Annotated in this window: 20 protein-coding genes and 1 tRNA gene; 7 read left to right on the forward strand and 14 right to left on the reverse strand. The window is 71.6% G+C overall.

Annotated features, from left to right (window positions below; translation table 11 throughout):
• Positions 1 to 424 (reverse strand): BNR-4 repeat-containing protein (locus tag DMB66_RS52660; protein ID WP_199753157.1); only part of this gene is annotated, 424 nt, incomplete at its 3' end.
• Positions 425 to 660: 236 nt separating this feature from the next.
• Here DMB66_RS52660 and DMB66_RS52665 point away from each other — a divergent pair.
• Both DMB66_RS52665 and DMB66_RS52670 read left to right on the forward strand, forming a co-directional pair.
• Positions 661 to 1,527 carry an SDR family oxidoreductase gene (locus tag DMB66_RS52665; RefSeq protein ID WP_125811599.1) on the forward strand — a complete coding sequence of 289 codons (867 nt, stop codon included), beginning with the start codon at positions 661 to 663 and terminating at the stop codon, positions 1,525 to 1,527.
• Positions 1,528 to 1,697: 170 nt separating this feature from the next.
• A complete protein-coding gene (locus tag DMB66_RS52670; RefSeq protein ID WP_125811600.1) occupies positions 1,698 to 2,288 on the forward strand; it encodes a TetR/AcrR family transcriptional regulator in 591 nt (196 codons plus the stop codon).
• Positions 2,289 to 2,822: 534 nt separating this feature from the next.
• On the opposite strand, the gene DMB66_RS52680 is transcribed toward DMB66_RS52670, so the two are convergent.
• The 6 genes from DMB66_RS52680 to DMB66_RS52705 form a co-directional block, all read right to left on the reverse strand.
• A tRNA-Ala gene (locus DMB66_RS52680) sits at positions 2,823 to 2,896 on the reverse strand.
• Positions 2,897 to 2,975: 79 nt separating this feature from the next.
• Entirely contained in the window at positions 2,976 to 3,746 is a 771-nt protein-coding gene (locus DMB66_RS52685) for a hypothetical protein (RefSeq protein WP_125811601.1), read from the reverse strand.
• A gap of 180 nt (positions 3,747 to 3,926) precedes the next feature.
• Positions 3,927 to 4,571, reverse strand: coding sequence for a GNAT family N-acetyltransferase (locus DMB66_RS52690; RefSeq protein WP_125811602.1), 645 nt, complete (start codon positions 4,569 to 4,571; stop codon positions 3,927 to 3,929).
• Positions 4,568 to 5,878 (reverse strand): gephyrin-like molybdotransferase Glp, encoded by a 1,311-nt coding sequence (glp, locus tag DMB66_RS52695; RefSeq protein ID WP_125811603.1) that lies wholly within the window; start codon positions 5,876 to 5,878, stop codon positions 4,568 to 4,570. Before glp ends, DMB66_RS52690 begins: the two co-directional genes overlap by 4 nt.
• A complete protein-coding gene (locus tag DMB66_RS52700; protein ID WP_125811604.1) occupies positions 5,875 to 6,789 on the reverse strand; it encodes a UTP--glucose-1-phosphate uridylyltransferase in 915 nt (304 codons plus the stop codon). The genes glp and DMB66_RS52700 overlap by 4 nt, the downstream gene beginning before the upstream one ends.
• A gap of 51 nt (positions 6,790 to 6,840) precedes the next feature.
• Entirely contained in the window at positions 6,841 to 8,961 is a 2,121-nt protein-coding gene (locus tag DMB66_RS52705) for a diguanylate cyclase (RefSeq protein ID WP_199753158.1), read from the reverse strand.
• 81 nt (positions 8,962 to 9,042) lie between these two features.
• Here DMB66_RS52705 and DMB66_RS52710 point away from each other — a divergent pair, with 81 nt between their 5' ends.
• Entirely contained in the window at positions 9,043 to 9,648 is a 606-nt protein-coding gene (locus DMB66_RS52710) for a 5-formyltetrahydrofolate cyclo-ligase (protein WP_125811606.1), read from the forward strand.
• A gap of 223 nt (positions 9,649 to 9,871) precedes the next feature.
• On the opposite strand, the gene DMB66_RS64880 is transcribed toward DMB66_RS52710, so the two are convergent.
• On the reverse strand, positions 9,872 to 10,225 hold the full coding sequence (locus DMB66_RS64880) for a hypothetical protein (RefSeq protein WP_233625469.1): 354 nt from the start codon (positions 10,223 to 10,225) through the stop codon (positions 9,872 to 9,874).
• Positions 10,226 to 10,331: 106 nt separating this feature from the next.
• Here DMB66_RS64880 and DMB66_RS52720 point away from each other — a divergent pair, with 106 nt between their 5' ends.
• Complete coding sequence (locus DMB66_RS52720; RefSeq protein WP_125811608.1) at positions 10,332 to 11,036, forward strand: hypothetical protein; 705 nt, start codon at positions 10,332 to 10,334, stop codon at positions 11,034 to 11,036.
• A 14-nt stretch (positions 11,037 to 11,050) separates the two neighbouring features.
• On the opposite strand, the gene DMB66_RS52725 is transcribed toward DMB66_RS52720, so the two are convergent.
• Complete coding sequence (locus DMB66_RS52725; RefSeq protein WP_125811609.1) at positions 11,051 to 11,233, reverse strand: hypothetical protein; 183 nt, start codon at positions 11,231 to 11,233, stop codon at positions 11,051 to 11,053.
• Positions 11,234 to 11,289: 56 nt separating this feature from the next.
• Between DMB66_RS52725 and DMB66_RS52730 the strand changes: the two genes are divergently transcribed.
• Positions 11,290 to 11,622, forward strand: a complete 333-nt coding sequence (locus DMB66_RS52730; RefSeq protein ID WP_199753159.1) for a translation initiation factor 2 — start codon at positions 11,290 to 11,292, stop codon at positions 11,620 to 11,622.
• Positions 11,623 to 11,704: 82 nt separating this feature from the next.
• Here the strand turns inward: DMB66_RS52730 and DMB66_RS52735 are convergent, their stop codons facing one another.
• Positions 11,705 to 12,184 (reverse strand): DUF2231 domain-containing protein, encoded by a 480-nt coding sequence (locus tag DMB66_RS52735; RefSeq protein WP_125811611.1) that lies wholly within the window; start codon positions 12,182 to 12,184, stop codon positions 11,705 to 11,707.
• A 193-nt stretch (positions 12,185 to 12,377) separates the two neighbouring features.
• On the opposite strand from DMB66_RS52735, the gene DMB66_RS52740 reads away from it, so the two are divergent.
• Both DMB66_RS52740 and DMB66_RS52745 read left to right on the forward strand, forming a co-directional pair.
• A complete protein-coding gene (locus DMB66_RS52740) occupies positions 12,378 to 12,812 on the forward strand; it encodes a Fur family transcriptional regulator (protein WP_125811612.1) in 435 nt (144 codons plus the stop codon).
• 40 nt (positions 12,813 to 12,852) lie between these two features.
• A complete protein-coding gene (locus DMB66_RS52745; protein ID WP_125811613.1) occupies positions 12,853 to 13,704 on the forward strand; it encodes an oxygenase MpaB family protein in 852 nt (283 codons plus the stop codon).
• Between the two features lie 254 nt (positions 13,705 to 13,958).
• On the opposite strand, the gene DMB66_RS52750 is transcribed toward DMB66_RS52745, so the two are convergent.
• The 4 genes from DMB66_RS52750 to DMB66_RS52765 form a co-directional block, all read right to left on the reverse strand.
• The gene (locus DMB66_RS52750) at positions 13,959 to 14,786 is read right to left on the reverse strand and encodes a PD-(D/E)XK nuclease family protein (protein WP_125811616.1); all 828 of its coding nucleotides are present in this window, start codon (positions 14,784 to 14,786) and stop codon (positions 13,959 to 13,961) included.
• An 89-nt stretch (positions 14,787 to 14,875) separates the two neighbouring features.
• Complete coding sequence (locus DMB66_RS52755; RefSeq protein ID WP_125811614.1) at positions 14,876 to 15,493, reverse strand: MarC family protein; 618 nt, start codon at positions 15,491 to 15,493, stop codon at positions 14,876 to 14,878.
• A gap of 51 nt (positions 15,494 to 15,544) precedes the next feature.
• Positions 15,545 to 16,396, reverse strand: coding sequence for a PHP domain-containing protein (locus DMB66_RS52760; protein WP_125811615.1), 852 nt, complete (start codon positions 16,394 to 16,396; stop codon positions 15,545 to 15,547).
• Between the two features lie 68 nt (positions 16,397 to 16,464).
• Positions 16,465 to 17,187, reverse strand: a 723-nt coding sequence (locus DMB66_RS52765) for a PH domain-containing protein (protein WP_233625468.1), incomplete at its 5' end; no start/stop codon positions are given.

Consider the following 17,187-nt stretch of genomic DNA (forward strand, 5'->3'; position numbering starts at 1 on the left):
CCACCGACTTGCGGTAGCGGAAACGCTGGGCATGCATGTCGAACGAGAGGTGGATGCTTCCGTCCTCGTGCGAGAGCCCGATGCTGATCACATTGTGTGAATCAGTGGTGGTGGTGCGATAGTCCGTCAGGCGAATGGTCTGCCACGTGCCGTTCGTCGGACGCCGGGAGACGTTGACATAGCCCTCCTCGTCCCAGAACGCCGCGTATTGCCATCGGCGATGCGAGACGATGCCGTCCTGCTGGAATGATTCGCCGTTCATCAATCCCGTGTAGCTCTCCGCGGTGCGGCCCTGGGTGGTCAGCGTGGTCGTGGTCGGCGTGTTCACCGTCGGGGACGCGGCCGAGGCCGGCGAGCTGAAGGTGACGATCAGCAGGAGCCCGACCAGCACCGCGCCGGCTCTGCAACGTTTCAAGACCGTCATCGAAGATCCCCCTCGTAGTGCGCACCTGCCTGACCATCAGTTTATGCATGTCAATGAATGATGAGGTTGAGGGCAATCGCCAGCTGTCGCTGCGCACCGCGCCCTCCTCGGACCCACCCTCGGGCCGGCGCATCACCCATCCAAACAGTGATGGGGCACACCCGCTCCCATGGACCGCTTGGCGACAACCTGTCGTAATCTTTACGACAGGTTGTCCTATAAAGGAGTGTGGAGTCGTGCCGAAGCAAACCCAAGAGTTGATCGTCGTAACCGGAGCCTCCACGGGCATGGGCGCGTCAGCCGCCCGCGAACTGGCTCGCCGAGGATTCCACGTCCTGGCCGGCGTGCGACGCGACCGCGACGCCGACACCATCCGATCGCCCGGCATCGAGCCGGTCATCCTCGACATCACCGAGCCCGAGCAGGTGGAGGCGCTCGCCGCGCGGGTCGCCGGCGACCCGCGCGCACTGCACGCGCTCGTCAACAACGCCGGCATTCAGGTGAACGCCCCGGTCGAGGCCCTGCCGATGGCACAGTGGCGGCGGGTGTTCGAAGTCAACCTGTTCGGCCACATCGCCGTCACTCAGGCGCTCCTACCCGCGCTGCTGCGCAGCAAGGGACGCGTGATCAACATCAGCTCGATCGGCGGCAAGGCCGCCATGGCCACCTACGGCGCGTACGCCGGCGCGAAGTTCGCCCTGGAGGCGGTCAGCGACTCGCTCCGCCGGGAGGTCGCATCACTGGGCGTACAGGTGGTCGTGGTCGAACCCGGCGGCATCCGCACGGAGATGGCCTCCCGCGGGGTAGCGACGGCGAACCACCTGGCCGCCCAGATGACGCCGGAGCAGACAGAACGCTACGGGAGCCTGGTCCAGGCGAACAACACGCTGATGGCCGCGGGCACCGCATCAGGCGTGACCGCCGACGCCGCTGCCCGGGTCATCGCGAAGGCCGTGACCTCCCGCAAGCCACGCACCCGCTACACCGTCGGCCGCGATGCAGCCCTGATCATCCCGCTGATCCGGATGCTGTCCGACCGCACGCTCGACCGCGTCCTCGCCGCCAACCTACGCCGCTATCACCCGAAGGAAACCACTGCATGACCCACCGCGACCTCCCACCCGCACACGATCACCGACTCAGGCGCCGGGCTGCCCGGCGCCGGCCCTCGCGCTGAGCGGGAGGTGAAGCGGAGCGCGAGGCACACGGCAGCCGCGCGGGGTGAGAGCAGGCCCGGGGCGAGAAGGAAGCCGCGGTGGGAAAGGATGGTCGGATGCCGCGAATCCGGGGAGCCAGCATCGAGGAGCACCACGAGATGGTGTGGGCCGACCTCGCCGAGGCGATGCGGCAGCTCCTGCTCGAGCGCGACTACGACTCGATCAACATGGGCCACATCGCGGCCCGGGCCGGGCTTGCGCGCAACACGCTGTACAACTACGCCCCAGACAAGAGCGCGCTGGTCCTGGCGCTGACCCGGCACGCGGGCCAGCCCGCGGTCGAGCGAGTGGCCGCGATCGCCGAATGCTCCGCGGACCCGGCTGCGGAGCGGATGCGGGAGATCATCGCGGCGGTCCTGGAGGCATTCACGGACCAGCTCGTGCAACTGATGTTCCGTCTGCCGTTCGCCGAAGGGCCGAAAGGGCCGGACAGTCCGTTCCACGCGATCGTGGTCGAGATAGAGAACGTCGTCCGGGCCGGCATCGAGCGCGGAGAGTTCCGCGAGGTTGGCGACGTGCACCTCGCCGTGGAACTGCTGTCCGGTGTCATGCGCGCGGGCGCCGAACGCATCGGCCGGGATCCGGCTGTCCTCGCGGCCACGGTCCGCGCGGCGCGGGAGGTCATCCTCGCGTCCTTGGCCCCCTGATCGGCGGAGCCGTACGCAGGTTCTCGACCCCGTCACCCTCATCGCTGGGCGCGACCCCGAGATACCCGGCCAGAGCGCTCAGATCCTCGGCCACGGTGACCGATGTCTCCGCGCGGACCCACCACACGATGCGGCGCACCCGGGCGGTGAAGCAACGGTGGGCGAACTCTCGTGCGACGCTGCCCTTCCCCACGCCACAAAGTCTCACCCTGCCGGCGAAGGTCACGTCGCGCAGCGGCAGCCGCCGGAACAGCCTCCACAATGGGATCCCAAAGCCAGCGAAACCACACAACCGCAAAGCCCACCGCAACCAACACGCCCACCGCAACCAAAGCCCACCGCGACCAACACGCCCACCGCAACCACAAAGCCCACCGCGACCAACACGCCCACCGCAACCACAAAGCCCACCGCGACCAACACGCCCACCGCAACCACTACAGCGCGGGGCGTCCGGGGGCTCGGCCCCCGGAGCAGAAATGACGAGTGCCCCCGGTCCGCGCTTTCCGCGGACAGGAGGCACTCAGGTACTCGTGGAGCTGTGGGGATTTGAACCCCAGACCCCCTCGATGCGAACGAGGTGCGCTACCAGACTGCGCCACAGCCCCCCGGCCCCGTAGGACCGCAGCAAGGCTAACAGGTTCGCCCGGCCGGCCGCGAATCACCCTCCCGGCGCGCCGCCGGAGATCATTTCAGGCCTCGGCCGCCAGCCTCGTACGGCCTGCCGCGCAGTCCGCCGCCCCGGCGGTAGGACACCGAGCCGCCGTTGACCGCCGCCGGCAGGTCGGACGGGTCGCGGTCCAGGCCCATCGCTGCCCGTCGGACCGCTTCTTTCTGGGCCGCCAGTCTGCGCTGTGCCTCCCTGCGCGCCGCCGCCCGTCGCGCCTGTTCCCGGCGTACCTCTGCCTGCCTTGCGGCCAGCCAGGCCGCTTCCCGGGCCTCGACGCGGCGCCGGTGCCTGTCCGCGATCGCCCGGTTGCGCAGGTATACCAGGTAGACCGCGAGCAGGGTGCCGGTCACCGCGAAGCTGATCCAGAAGCCCGGGCCGACCGCCAGGACGCCGACCAGTTCGATCACGTTGAGCAGCAGCAGCGCCGCGAAGACCCGCCGGCGGCGGACGACCGCCGGGGTCTGGCGGCGGGCCGGGGGTCGCCGGGCCGGGCGGCGGGCCGGCACCAGGCGCAGTCTGCGCGCCGGGGGCACCGACACGGGGGTGGCCGAGACCGGGGCTGGATCACCCGTTAGGGTCCGCGACGTAACCACATACTGGCGTCCGAGGTTGACCGGTCGGCGTCCGGGCACAGTGCGGAGCCGACGGCGGCGCTGCAGCACCCGAGCCGTCGACGACGCCCGCTCCGCGGCCAGGCGCTCGGTGGCGTCGTATCGGCGCACGAGCGCCGGTGCGAGGGCGAGCAGCCCGGCCGCGGCGAGGACGGCGAGGAGCACCGAGGTCGGCACCCTCACCCCTTCCGTCAGCCTCGACCGGTGCCCGGGCCGGACAGCTCCGGGCACGAGGAAGTCCCAATCTCCCCGAGGCTACGGGCGGGAGCTGCGGATATCGCCGCGCCGCGCCGGGAACGTACCGTCCTGATGATCAATTCCGCGGATCCGGCTCCGGAACGCGGCGGATGGGACGGGTTACTTTGCGTTGGCGCGCAGCCGGCGCCAGCGGGCCACCAGACCGCCTTCGGCCGAGACCTCTTCGCTTGTCATCGCGTAGCCGAGGTGGTCGCGCCAGGCACCGTCGATGTGCATGTAGCGCGGGTGGTAAGCCTCCTCGCGGAAGCCCAGCTTCTCCACCACGCGCCGGCTGGGGCCGTTCTCGGGCCGGATGTTGATCTCGACCCGGTGCAGTCCGCCGGCGCCGAACGCGTGGTCGACCGCCAGCGCCAGTGCCGTCGGGATCACCCCGCGGCCGGCCACCCGGGAGTCGACCCAGTAGCCGACGTACGCCGAACCGAACGCCCGCCGCACGATGCTGCCCAGGTTGATGTGCCCGACCAGCCGCTCGCTGCCGTCGTCCTCGCGCAGGCAGACGGCGAACGGCATGCTGTCGCCGCGCCGGGCGGCCCGCTTCATGTCGCGGTAGACGTACAGGTAGGCGCGGGTGGAATTCATCTCCGCCCACGGGCCAGGCGGGGCCGACTCCCACGGGCTCAGCCACTCCTGGTTGGCGATCCGGACCTCGGCCCACGCTCGTGCGTCGCTGCGACGGTACGGCCTGAGCAGCACAGGTCCGTCCGCCAGGACGGCAGGCCATCCGGGCGTGGACCCCAGCATCATCGCCTCCGGTCGAGCAACAACACGTCGACGGTCGACCCGGCTGCGGCCGAGGTGACCCGCTCACCCAGCACCAGCAGACCATTGGCTTCGGCAAGGCCGGAGAGAGTGTACGGCCCACCGGCGAGCGGCTGCACAGTGTAGCCGCCGCCGCGCCGCTCGGCGACGTGCGCGGGACGGAACTCACGCAGCCCACCGGGTGACGACACGGTCTCCAGCAGGTGGGCCTTGACGCTGGGCCGGAACACGGGCTCGGATCCGGCCAGCAGCTGGATGACGGGCCGGGCGAGCACCTCGAAGCCGATCAGGGCGGCACCCGGCTCGCCGGGCAGGCAGACGACCGGCACCTCTTCGCCGCCGACCGTGCCGAAGCCGAGGGTGGCGCCGGGGCTGAGGGCGACGTCGGTGAACTCCACCGTGCCCCGGCCGTGGTCGCGGCGGGACAGCACCCGGCGCAGCATGTCGCCCGGGCCGGTGCCCGTGCCGCCGGTCGTGATGATCAGGTCGGCCCGCAGGGTCTGGTCCTCCAGCAGCCCGCGCAGGCCCTCGGGGTCGTCGTCGCAGATCCCGATCCGGTACGCGAGCGCGCCGGCCTCGACGGCGGCGGCGGTGAGCGCGTGCGAGTTGGCGTCCACCACCTGACCGGGCTGGCTGGGCCGGCCGACGTCGACGAGTTCGTCCCCGGTGGCCACGACGACCACCCGCGGGCTGGGCCGGACGACGACGTGCCCGATCCCGGACGCCGCGAAGACCGCCACCATCGACGGTGTCACGTACGAGCCCGCGGACGCCAGCACCTGGCCGACGGGCAACTCGTCGCCCGCCCGCCGGACGCCGGAACCGCGCTTGGGCGCGTGCAGGATCTCCACGGCCGCCATGCCCTGGTCGGTCCAGTGCACCGGCACGACCACGTCGGCGCCGATCGGCAGCGGGGCGCCGGCCGCCACCGAGAAGCACGTGCCCGGGGTCAGCCGTACCGGTCGCCAGCTGGCCGCGCCCAGGTCGCCGACGACGTTGAGGCGAACCGGCCGCGGCCCACCCTCGAACGCCCCGAACGACGGGTGCGAGCCGATCCGCCCGGCCGAGGCCAGGTCCTCCCAGCGGGCCGCGTAGCCGTCGATGGCCGCCTGGTCGAAGGCCGGGTACGGGTGCGGGGCCAGCACGTCGTTGGCCAGGACGTTGCCGTGCGCCTGGGTCAGGTCGAGGTCGAGCGGAGGCAGCGCCCGCAACCTGCGCAGCACGCTGCCCAGGTATTCGGCGAGAGGCATCAGCTCGTTGGCGGCCGCCTCGGCATCGGCCGTAGCGGTCATCCCTTGGCACCGCCGGTGACGAACTCGGTCAGCCAGCTGCGGAACTCCTCGCCCAGGTCCGCCCGCTGGACCGCGATCTGCACGACGGCCTGCAGGTAGCCCAGGGGCATCCCGGTGTCGTAGCGGTGGCCGCGGTAGACGATGCCGTGCACCGGCGTACCGGAATCGAGCAGCGCCGCCATCGCGTCGGTGAGCTGGATCTCGCCGCCGCTGCCCGGCTTGGTGTTGTTGATCGCCTCGAAGATCGTGGCCGGCAGGATGTAGCGGCCCAGGACCGCGAGGTTGCTGGGCGCCTCGGCGGGGGGCGGCTTCTCCACCAGGCCGGTCACCTCGACGATGTCCTCGCCCAGGTCGGACGGCCGCACCGAGGCGATGCCGTAGCGGGACGTCTCCTCCGGCTTGACCTCCATGAAGGCCAGCACGATGCCGCCGGTCCGCGCCTGCAGGTCGAGCATCGCCGGCAGCAGCGGCTTGTCCTCCTCGACGAACTCGTCGCCGAGCAGCACCGCGAACGCGTTGTCACCGATGTGCGAGGCGGCGACGCCGACCGCGTGGCCGAGGCCGAGCGGCTCGCCCTGCCGGCAGGTGTAGATGTCGGCGAGCTCGCTGGTCCGGCGGACCGCGGCGAGCCGCTCGTAGTCGCCCTTCTCCTCCAGCCGGGCCTCCACGTCCGGGCGCCGGTCGAAGTGGTCGACCATCGACGTCTTGCCGCGCCCGGTGATCAGCAGGACATCGGTGATCCCCGCCGCGGCGGCCTCCTCCACGATGTACTGCAGGACCGGGCGGTCCACGACCGGCAGGAGCTCCTTGGGTACGGCCTTGGTGGCCGGCAGGAAACGCGTCGCGAGTCCGGCCGCCGGAATGACAGCCTTCACCGCTCGCCGGCCGCTCGCTTGGGCCTCTGTCGTCATCTGAGGGGTCACCGCACCTTCGCTCAGTTCGTGCCCGGACATGCCGCGAGACTATCGGCCACGGGCCTGCCGCGGCGGCTGTGGCCCGCCGGACGTGCCCGGCGCCGCGACGTCTGGACCCGCCGCATGATCAAAATGCCCTTCCGGTACGCCTGCCGAAACCACCGATTCGGTCACAGTCGACGCGGTCGCCGGTCGGGTCTCGGCCAGCCGGTAGGTGTCCCGTCCCGCATTCTTCGCGGCATAGAGCGCGTCATCAGCGGCATCGAGAACCTCCTGGGCGGTCGTGCCGTGCTCGGGGTAGACGGCGATGCCGATGGAGACGCTGATCGCGACCCGGTCGAGCGGCAGCCCGGTGGCCGCGTCCTGCCGGCGGGGATCGATCGGCACGGGGATCTCGCGGACCGCGGCGCAGAGCCGTTCGGCGACGATCACCCCGCCGTACGCGTCGGTCTCGGGCAGCAGCACCACGAACTCCTCGCCGCCCTGCCGGAACGCGACGTCGACCTCGCGCAGCCCGATCCGGATCCGCCGGGCGAACTCACCCAGCACCGTGTCACCGGCGGCGTGCCCGTACGTGTCGTTGACGTCCTTGAAGTGGTCCAGGTCGAGCACGAGCACGGTGAGCATCCGGCCGAACCGGCTGGCCCGTTCCACCTCGCGGCGCAGCGACTCGCGCAGGTAGCGGTAGTTCCACAGCCCGGTGAGCGGATCGGTGAGCGAGAGCCGCTGCGCCTCCTCGTGCACCCGCACGTTGTGCACGGCGACCCCGGCCTGCCCGGCGAAGGTCCGCAGGGTCAGCAGGTCGGCGTCGTCGAAGCCGTCGCTGCCCAGCCGGTCGTAGAGGGCCAGCACGCCGAGTGTGGCCGGCTGCCCGGCGACCAGGGCGCCGCCGGGGACGAGCGGATCGCCGACGATGGCCGGCGCGCAGATCGGCACGGCCACGTACGTCCGGCAGGCCGGCTCGTCGAGCATTCCCCCGCCGAGGCCGCAGCTGCCGCGCCGGGGTTCACCGCTGGTGGCGACCGCACCCAGGATGCCGGTGCCCAGCGGCACCCGCAGGGTGGGCAGCTCCGCCTCCGGCACGTCCCAGCGGCCGGTCAGGCCCTCCGCGCAGCGGGCCACGAGCCGGCCGTCACCGGCGTCGATCAGCAGCACGAGGCCGGCCCGGGCCCCGGTCGCCGACAGCGCGGTCTGCAGGATCACCTGCAGGATCCGGTGCAGGTCGTGGGTGCTGGACAGGGTGTCGCCGAGGATGGCGAGGTGGCCGCGGAGCTGGTCGCGGCTGGCGGTCAGCGCCTGGACGTAGGCCTGCAGCTCGCGGGTCATCCGGTTGAACGTGCCGGCGAGCCGGCCCAGCTCGTCGTCGCGGCCGACCGGCACCCGGGTGCCGAGCTCACCGTCGGCGACCTTGCCGACGGCCCAGACAAGCTCCTCCAGCGGCCGGGTGGTGGAGCGGGCGAGCCACCTGGCCACATACACCGCGACCCCGGCCACCAGGACGACGCCGACGAGCAGCAGCGCGTACAGGCCGAACGGGTCGGCCTGGGGCACCGACACCACGAGCGGCAGCGGCTGGCCCGGCTCGGCGGTTACCGCCCGCAGATAATGGTGGCCGCGCGCGGTGACGTGACCCGGCAGCGCGGCGGCCACGGCCCGGCTCACCTCGGCCGAGGAGGAGCTCAGGGCGGGGCCGGCGCCGGGACCGTCACTGGCCAGCAGCGTGACCTCGGCGCCACAGGAGGCCGCCAGCCGGGCGACGAATCCCGCGTCCAGCGTCTGGGTGGCGGCGACGGTGACGGCGCCCTGCCGGGCCCGGGCGACGATGGCGGTCACGCTGGCGCCGGCGGCGGGCGCCGCGCAGTCGCGCTGACCGCCCGGGTCGCTCGTGCCGATCCGGATCTCGGAGGCCAGGCCGCGCGTGACGAGCTGGTCCGCGGCGGGCCGCCGGGCTGCCTCGGGCAGCACGGCGACGGCATCCGCGGCGGCCTGCAGCTGCCGGCACATGGCACCGATGGCCGTGCGCACCGTCGTCGCGGCGTGATCGAGCCGCTCGACCGTCCGGTCCCGGCTCACCGTGGCGACGGTCATCCCGACGAAGAAGGACCCGAGCAGAACCGGACCGAGCACGACCACCAGAAAAGCAGTAGTGAGTCGGCCACGTAGAGTCACACGTCCTCCTGGAAGTGGCCTTCTTTGGAGCGATGCTGACATAGTGTGCACCGTTTGCCGGTTTCAAAAAGGGGGTGTTGCATGCCGGATTTCGCCAGTGGAGCGGAAAAATCAAGCTCCAGGAAGTTTGCTCTGCGCAATCGACTGCTTGCTGCGCGTAAATCATTGTCCCCGGAAGACCGTGCGAAGGCCGCGGCCGCGGTCCAAGCCGCCCTCAAAGATCTCGTACGCGCACAGTCCCCCACGATGATCGCGGGGTACGTGCCGCTGGGCACCGAGCCGGGCGGCGCGGATCTGCCCGCGATCCTGGGCGACCGGCTGATCCTCCCGGTGCTGCGACCGGACAACGACCTCGACTGGGTCCGCTACGAGGGCCCCGACACCCTGCGACCGGGCCCGCACGGCCTGCTGGAGCCGATCGGGCCCCGGCTCGGAGCGGACGCGGTGACCGAGGCCACGCTGCTGATCGTGCCCGCGCTCGCCGTCGACACCAGCGGCATCCGGATGGGGCGCGGCGGTGGCTCGTACGACCGGGTGCTGGCCCGGGTGGGGCAGGCGTATGCGGTGGCGCTGCTGCACGACGGCGAGCTGCTGCCCACGGTGCCGGCGGAGCCGCACGACCGCCGGGTGCACGCCGTGATCACACCGGCCGAGGGTCTCAGCGTGATCGCCGACTGGACGAAATAAACTCCGATGACGGAGCATTGGCACTCCTAGACGGCGAGTGCCAAGCCATCGAGTATCGCGGAGGACCAGTGCCCACGTACCAGTACGCCTGCACCCAGTGTGGTCAGCAGCTCGAGGCGGTGCAGTCCTTCTCCGACCCGGCGCTGACCGAGTGCCCGAATTGCGCCGGGAAGCTCCGCAAGGTCTTCAACTCGGTCGGCATCGTCTTCAAGGGCTCCGGGTTCTACCGAAACGACTCCCGCGCCGGAAACGTCAGCGCGGAGAAGGGCGCCCCGGCCGCCAACGAGAGCAAGTCGGACTCGACGCCCGCCACCACCTCCGCCTCGGCACCCGCGGCCGCCGGGTCGAGCTCCTCGGGCTCCGGCTCTTCCGGTTCCGGTTCTTCGGGCTCAGGCTCGTCCGGGTCGGGCTCGTCCGGGTCGGGTTCCGGCTCGTCCGGGTCGGGCTCCGGTTCCGGCTCGTCCGGCGCCAAGTCCTCGGGCTCCAAGTCCTCGGGCTCCAAGTCCTCGGGCTCCAGCTCGACGAAAGCGTCGTCCTCCTCGTAGCACCACCGGCCGCGAGCCGTGCGGTCCTCCACAGGCCGGGGTTGTCCACAGGGCAGCCCCGGAAGCCGTCGCGGGCCGCCTATCGTGCTGATCCCAGGCGCCCGTCCGACGGCGCCCCGGGAGGCTCGGGAGGCGGCGATGTGGGGCAGAGCCCGCCGGGAAGCGAGACTGGACCCGGTCCGCTGGCGCCGCCCGGGCCGGTCCACCCTGCTCCGGTCAGCGGTCGTGGCGGCCCTGGTGATGACGGCGGCCCTGGTGCTCTGGACGGGCCCCGAGGTCTGTGCGTCCCCGTGCCCCTCCGGCTCCGGGCCGGCCGACGCTCCCTCGCGCGCCGGGGAAGGCCGTGGCGGCCTCCCACCGGGCAGCTCAGCCAGCTTGCCACCGGACGGCTCGGCCAGCTTGCCACCGGACGGCTCGGCCGGCCTGCTACCGGACGGCTCGGCCGGCCTGCCACCGGACGGCTCGGCCGGGCTCCCACCGGACGGCTCGGCCGGGCTCCCATCGGATGTCGACCAGAGCGACCCTGCCGACGTCCCGCGGGCTGCCGAGCAGGCTCCATGGCGGCCCGCCGTGCCACCGGGCTCGGTCGGCGTGCCGATCCGCCTCGCCGAGCCCACCGCCCTGAGGCTGGTCCGCCCGGGTGACCACGTCGACGTGTTCCGGGTGCCCAGCACCGACGGCAGCCCACAGGCCATCGCCACGGCGGCGCTGGTCCTCGGTGTCACCGGTGCGGACGACCCCAGCGCCGGCGGCCTCCTGCTGGCCCTGACCCCCGCGGAGGCCCGGCGCACGGTGACGACACCCGGCGGCGGCTATGCGGTCCTGATCCGCCCCGACGGATAGGCCGGGCGCGTGGCTCAGCCCCAATGCGGCGGGCGGTCCTCCAGCAGGCGATCGTCGTTCGAATCATCGCCGCCGAAGCCCCAGCCCCGCTCCGTGTCGTCGCGGGTCTGCTCGGGCAGCAGCGGCGGCTCGTCGGCGTCGAAGTCCACGGTGCGCTCGGCGTCGGCATCGCGTTCCGGCTCGTCCAGGATGTCCACCCTATGAGGGTAGGCCGCGTCGCAGTGCGGTGCGGGACCCGATAGATGTAGCGTCGATGAACGTGAGCGCCCCGACCGGTTCCGACGACGACGCGTATTGGCAGCGCCCGAATGCCGAGCCGGAGCCCTTCGGCGCCGGCCGCCCGGTCCCGGCGCCCGATCCCGCACCCACCTACCAGGGACCGCCCCGCACGCCACGGCCGTCGCCGCACTGGCAGCCGCCGGTAGTGCGGCAGCCGCCACCGCCGCGCGCGATGCCCGCGCAGGACATGGACGCTCTGGACGAGTCCGAGGGCTCGGCCCGGACGGTGACCTACGGCATCGGTCTGGTCGCGGGCGCGATCGCCCTGATCCTGATGTGCCTGCTCTGCGCTCGCATCATCTTCTGAGCCCACCCGCGGCGGAAGGCTCGGGCCGGCGCGGGCACCCGCTCCGGCCACCACCCCACACGATGGCCGGAGCGGCGGCCCGTCAGGACGTCGTGCCCCACACCGCCTGGGCGCCGGTGTCGCCGGTCTTGAACACGTAATAGCCGGAAACCGCCGCGAGCGCCACCATGATCACAGTGAGTCCCAGCTCCGCCACTCGCGGCAGCCGGCGCTCCGAGCGGCGCAGGGTCAGGAAGACCATGATGAGCGTCACGGCGGCGAGGCCGAGCGAGAAATAGAGCGTCAGCGTGCCGAACCCCATGTGATCGTCGATCACCACCAGCGGCGGGCCGCTCAACCCGTCGGCCACCAGGCGCTCGCGCAGTTCCTCGCCCGACAGCTTGGCCACGAACGTCGTCGCCGGAGCGGCGATCGCCAGCAGCACCGCGGCCCAGCCGACCTTCGTCCGCCAACGGGGCACGACCGCATACGCGATGGCCACCAGCGCCAGCAGCGGCACGAAGACCACCGCCGCGTGGATCACGAGAGCGTGTACGGGCATGCCGTTGATCTGGTCGAACACGGCCACCTCCTCTTTGTCGCACGGGATCCGGTCAGCCAGACCAGAAATCTCTGACGACGCAAACATCCCCCTGTCTGCGCCTACGCGCAGTGGACCATTCCGGTTCACCTCCGCGCGCCCCGGTGTGGGGAAAATCCACGTTCTGGCCGATCATCAGGTTGAGCCGGCCCGGTTGCCGTGCTGTCATGGTGTGATGCCAACCGGTGAACAGCTGCTGCGGGCGACCGGGCTCCGGGTGACGCGGCCCCGGGTGGCGGTGCTCGACGTGCTGACTCAGGGCGGCCACCTCGAGGTCGAGGAGATCAGCCGACAGGTGCGGGAACGGCTCGACTCGGTGTCCACCCAGGCCGTCTACGACGTGCTGGGTGCGCTGTCCCGGGCCGGCCTGGCCCGGCGGATCGAGCCGGCGGGCAGCCCCGCGCGGTTCGAGGCGCGGGTCGGCGACAACCACCATCACATCGTCTGCCGCAGTTGCGGGACGATCGCGGACGTGGACTGCGCGGTCGGCGAGCGGCCCTGCCTGGACCCCGGTGGCGGGCACGGCTTCGAGGTCGACGAGGCCGAGATCACCTTTTGGGGCCTCTGCCCGGCGTGCCAGCGGGAACGCCGCGCGGATCGCGCTGTCTGAACCTGTTCAACTTTGCCGCTCCGCGTGGCAGGCTGCGGAGATGGACAGCAACCGGGACATGGGCCTCTTCGGCCCGGAGTCGGTCACGTGGAAGGTGCACAACGAGCCGATCGTGACCATGGGCGGCCTCCGCTCCCTCTACCTGCAGGCGCTGCACCCGCGGGCGGTGGCGGCGATCGTGCAGAACTCCGGCTACAAGTCGGACCCCTGGGGCCGCTTCATGAGAACCTCCGACTACGTCGGCACCGTCCTGTACGGCAGCACGGGCGAGGTCGAGCGGATCGCCAGCCGGATCCGCCGCATGCACTCGCGGTTGACGGCGACCGACCCGCGCACCGGCGAGCAGTTCCGCGTCGACGAGCCGGACCTGCTGCGCTGGGTGCACGTGACCGAGGTGGAGTCGTTCCTGACCACCGCCCGCCGCGCCGGACTGAGGCTGACCGACGACGAGGTCGACGGGTATTACACGGAGCAGCTCAAGGCCGCCGAGTTGGTCGGCCTGGACCCCGCGACAGTCCCGGGCACGGCGGCCGAGATGGCCGCCTACTACGAGGACATGCGCCCGCGACTGGGCATCACCCGCGAAGGCGCGGAGACGGCGCTCTTCCTCACCGTGCCACCGGTGCCCGGTTCCTGGGGCCTGGGCCGGGCGCTGCGGCTGGGGCTGAGCTTCGGCCCGCCGCGCTGGGCCTACCTCGGGATCGCCGGGACGGCGGTCGCGCTGCTGCCGGCCTGGGCTCGCAAGATGTACGGCGGGCTGGGCCTGCCCACCACCGACCTGTCCGCCGACCTCTCGGTGCGCGGCATGCGGCTGCTGATGGCCGCCGTCCCCGCGCGATACCGGATGCCGCCGATGCGGCAGGCCGCCCTGGACCGCGTCGGCCTGGCCTGACCACCAGGCTAAGCCCGACGACCAGACCAAGCGACCAAGCCAGGCCTGGCCTGGCATGAAACGACCACCCAGGCCCGACGACCTGGCCAGGCCCGACGACTTGGCCAGACCCGACAACCTGGCCAGACCCGACAACCTGGCCAGACCCGACAACCTGGCCAGACCCGACAACCTGGCCTGGCATAACGACCTGGCCTGGCATAACGACCGGGCCGAGCCTGACTACGGGCCTTGCCTGGCGACCGGGCCTGACCTCACGACCGCTCCAGATGCTCGACCGCCGACCACGGCTCCTTGGCCTGCGCCTCCTGCCCCGCCGGGCACGTGCGCCGGAAATCACACCAGCCGCAGAGGCTGCCCGGATTGGTGGGGAACTCCGCATCCGGGTCGGCACCGGCGGCGACGGCCTTCTCCGCCGCCATGATGTCGCGCGCCGTGTCCTCGGCCCGGGCCACCTGCCGGGCCAGCGACTCCTCGGTGTGCTCGTGCACCGCGACCGTGCCCGTCGGCAGGTGGTGCAGCTCGACCCGGTGACACGGGCGGCGGAACACCCGCTGCGCCGCGTACGCATACAGCGCCAGGGCCTGTGACCCGCGGGCGTCGTCGGCGTCAAGGCCGGACCGGCCGGTCTTGTAGTCGACGATGACCGCCTCCGCCCCCTGCTCGCCCGGCCGGGAGTCGATGCGGTCGGCCCGGCCGTTGAAGGCCAGCACCGCCGTCTTCGTCGCCACCACCCGCTCCACGCCCAGCGGCTCGTCCTGCGGGTCGAGGCCGGTCACATAGGTCTCGAGCCAGCCGAGAGCCTTGCGGTAGGCGATCCGCTCCTGCTCCACGTCGCGGTAGCCCTCGCGGACCCAGCTCGATTTGAGCAGCGCGGGCAGCGACTCGGGGACCCGGCGTTCGGGCGACACCGCATACCAGTTCTTCAGGGCCGTGTGCACGCTGGCGCCCAGGGAGTTGTGCGCCCAGGGCGGCCCCTTCGACGGGGATGGTCGGTCCACGTATGTGTAGCGGTAGCGCCGTGGGCAGTCCGCGTAGGAGCCGAGCTTGCTCGGCGTGCAGACGAAGAGTCGCTCGGGCATGCCGGCGAAGCCCAACTGCTCGGGCACCGCGGCCGATCGGGGGGAGGTCCTGGGCACCTCGTAATCCTGCCAGCACCCTCCGACAAGAATCAGGCCGCGGCGGTGTACAACTCCACGAAGGCCGCCACCGCGTCGGCGATGAGCTGCACCGCGATGGCCGCCAGCAGCAGGCCGGCGATCCGGGTGAGCACCTCGATGCCGCCGGGGCGCAGCAGCTTGACGATGCCGCCGGAGAACCGCAGCACCAGCCAGACCGTGATCATGACGGCGAGGATGCCGAGTCCGATCACCGTGTAGTCGGTCAGCCCGTCCGCGCGCTGCACGAACAGCATGGTCGCGACGATCGCGCCCGGGCCGGCCAGCAACGGCGTGCCGAGCGGCACCAGCGCCACATTGGTCGTGCCGCCCTGCGCGGAGGGCTCGTCGGTCTTGCCGGTCAGCAGCTGCAGCGCGACCAGGACCAGCAGCAACCCGCCCGCACCCTGCAGCGCGGGCAACTGGACGTGCAGGTAGTCGAGCAGCGTCTGCCCGGCGACCGCGAAGATCACGATCACGCCGAGCGCCAGCAGCACGGCCTGCGTGCCCGCCCGCGCGCGTTCCTTGGCGGGCAGCGCCCCGGTCAGGGCCAGGAAGACCGGCACCATGCCCGGCGGGTCGACGATCACCAGGAGGGTCACGAAGACCTCGCCGAACAACTTCAGATTCACGGGATCAACTTAGGGGGCCGCGCGAACGGTTGCGCCGTACTGCGTCGACCGTCACCCCAGGACGGGCACTCCGCTCGCGGCGGCCACGAGCTGCTCGTACGCCCGGGGGTCGGTCGTGAACGCACCGAGCTGGACCGTCTTGTGTGTGCCGTGGAAGTCGGACGAGCCGGTGACGACCAGGCCGAGCTGCTCGGCCAGCGCCCGCACGTGCCCACGCTGCTCGACCGTGTGGTCCTCATGGTCGGCCTCCAGGCCGAACAGTCCCGCGGCGGCCAGCTCCACGATCAGCTTGTCCGGCACGATGCGGCCCCGGACAGTCGCGTTCGGATGGGCGAAGACCGGCACCCCGCCCGCGGCCAGCACCGTGCGCACCGCCTCGAAAACATCAAGATCGGCCTTGGGTACGAAGTATCGCGCGCCCAGCCAGCGGGAGGCGAAGGCCTCGTTGGTCGTGCGGACCAGCCCGGCCCGGATCAAGGCCTGGGCGATGTGCGGGCGGCCCACGGATCCGCCCGCCGCATAGCCGCTGACCTCGGGCCAGGTGATGTCGACACCGTCCGCGCGGAGCAGCTCGACGATCTTCTCCGCGCGTTGCTCACGATCGGTGCGCAGCCGGGCCAGGTCGGCCGCCAGCACCGGTTCCTCAGGGTCGAAGAGGTATGCGAGCAGGTGCAGCGGGATGGCCGGCTCCACTCCGTACCACCGGCAGGAGAGCTCGGCGCCGCGGACCAGAGTCAGCCCCGGCGGGCGCGCCGCCGCCGCTGCCGCCCAGCCACCCGTGGTGTCGTGATCCGTGATGGCCATCACGTCCAGGCCGGCCTCGGCGCCCGCGGCCACCAGCCCGGCCGGGGTCAGCGTGCCGTCACTGGCGGTCGAGTGGCAGTGCAGGTCGATTCTGGTCACCCGGAGACGCTACCCGGAGCCATCGCCGTGGATCACTGCGGCGCGTCGTCCGACGAACTCGCCTGGAATCAAGCGTCGTCGCCCGCGTCACCGTCTTTGCCCAGCCGGGCCTCGACAGCCTGCGGTTCGTACATCTCCTCGACGACGCGCAGATACAGCTCGTTGGGGTTGGGCAGGTGCTTGACCTCACGCAGCGCCTGGTCCTGGCCGGCCGACTCCAGCACGAACGTGCCGTAACTGAGCATGCGGCCCAGCGCGGACTGTTCGTATTTCATGTCGGTGACCCGCAGCAGCGGCATCATGGCGACCTTGCGGGTGATGATGCCGTTGACCACCATGACCCGCTTGTTGGTCAGGATGAAGCGATCGAAATACCAGTCGCCGACCTTCCAGGCGACCCAGCCCATCACCCCGAGCCAGACCAGCACGGCCGCGGTGACCAGGCCGTCGACGTCCTGCTGGGTCAGCCAGCCGGCGAGGTAACCGAGCAGCAGAGTGGAGCCGACGCCGACCAGCAGCGGCGTGGACAGATGGATCCAGTGCCTCTTCCACTCGCCGCGGTAGCGCTCGGTCGGGAACAGATAGCGGGAGACCAGCGTGGTCGGCTCGTCCTCCAGCGGCAGCACCCGGCGCGGTCCACCCGGGACGCCCGCGCCGTCACCACCGAGGCCCTGGAGCTCTTCCTCGGTGAAGATCGGGGCTTCGTATTCACCCGGATCGCGGTAGTCGTCGCGGGAGTCCGTCCCGTAGCCGGCGCTCGGCGAATAGCCAGCGTCAGGCGAGTAGCCAGG

The organism is Actinoplanes sp. ATCC 53533, from assembly GCF_003947245.1.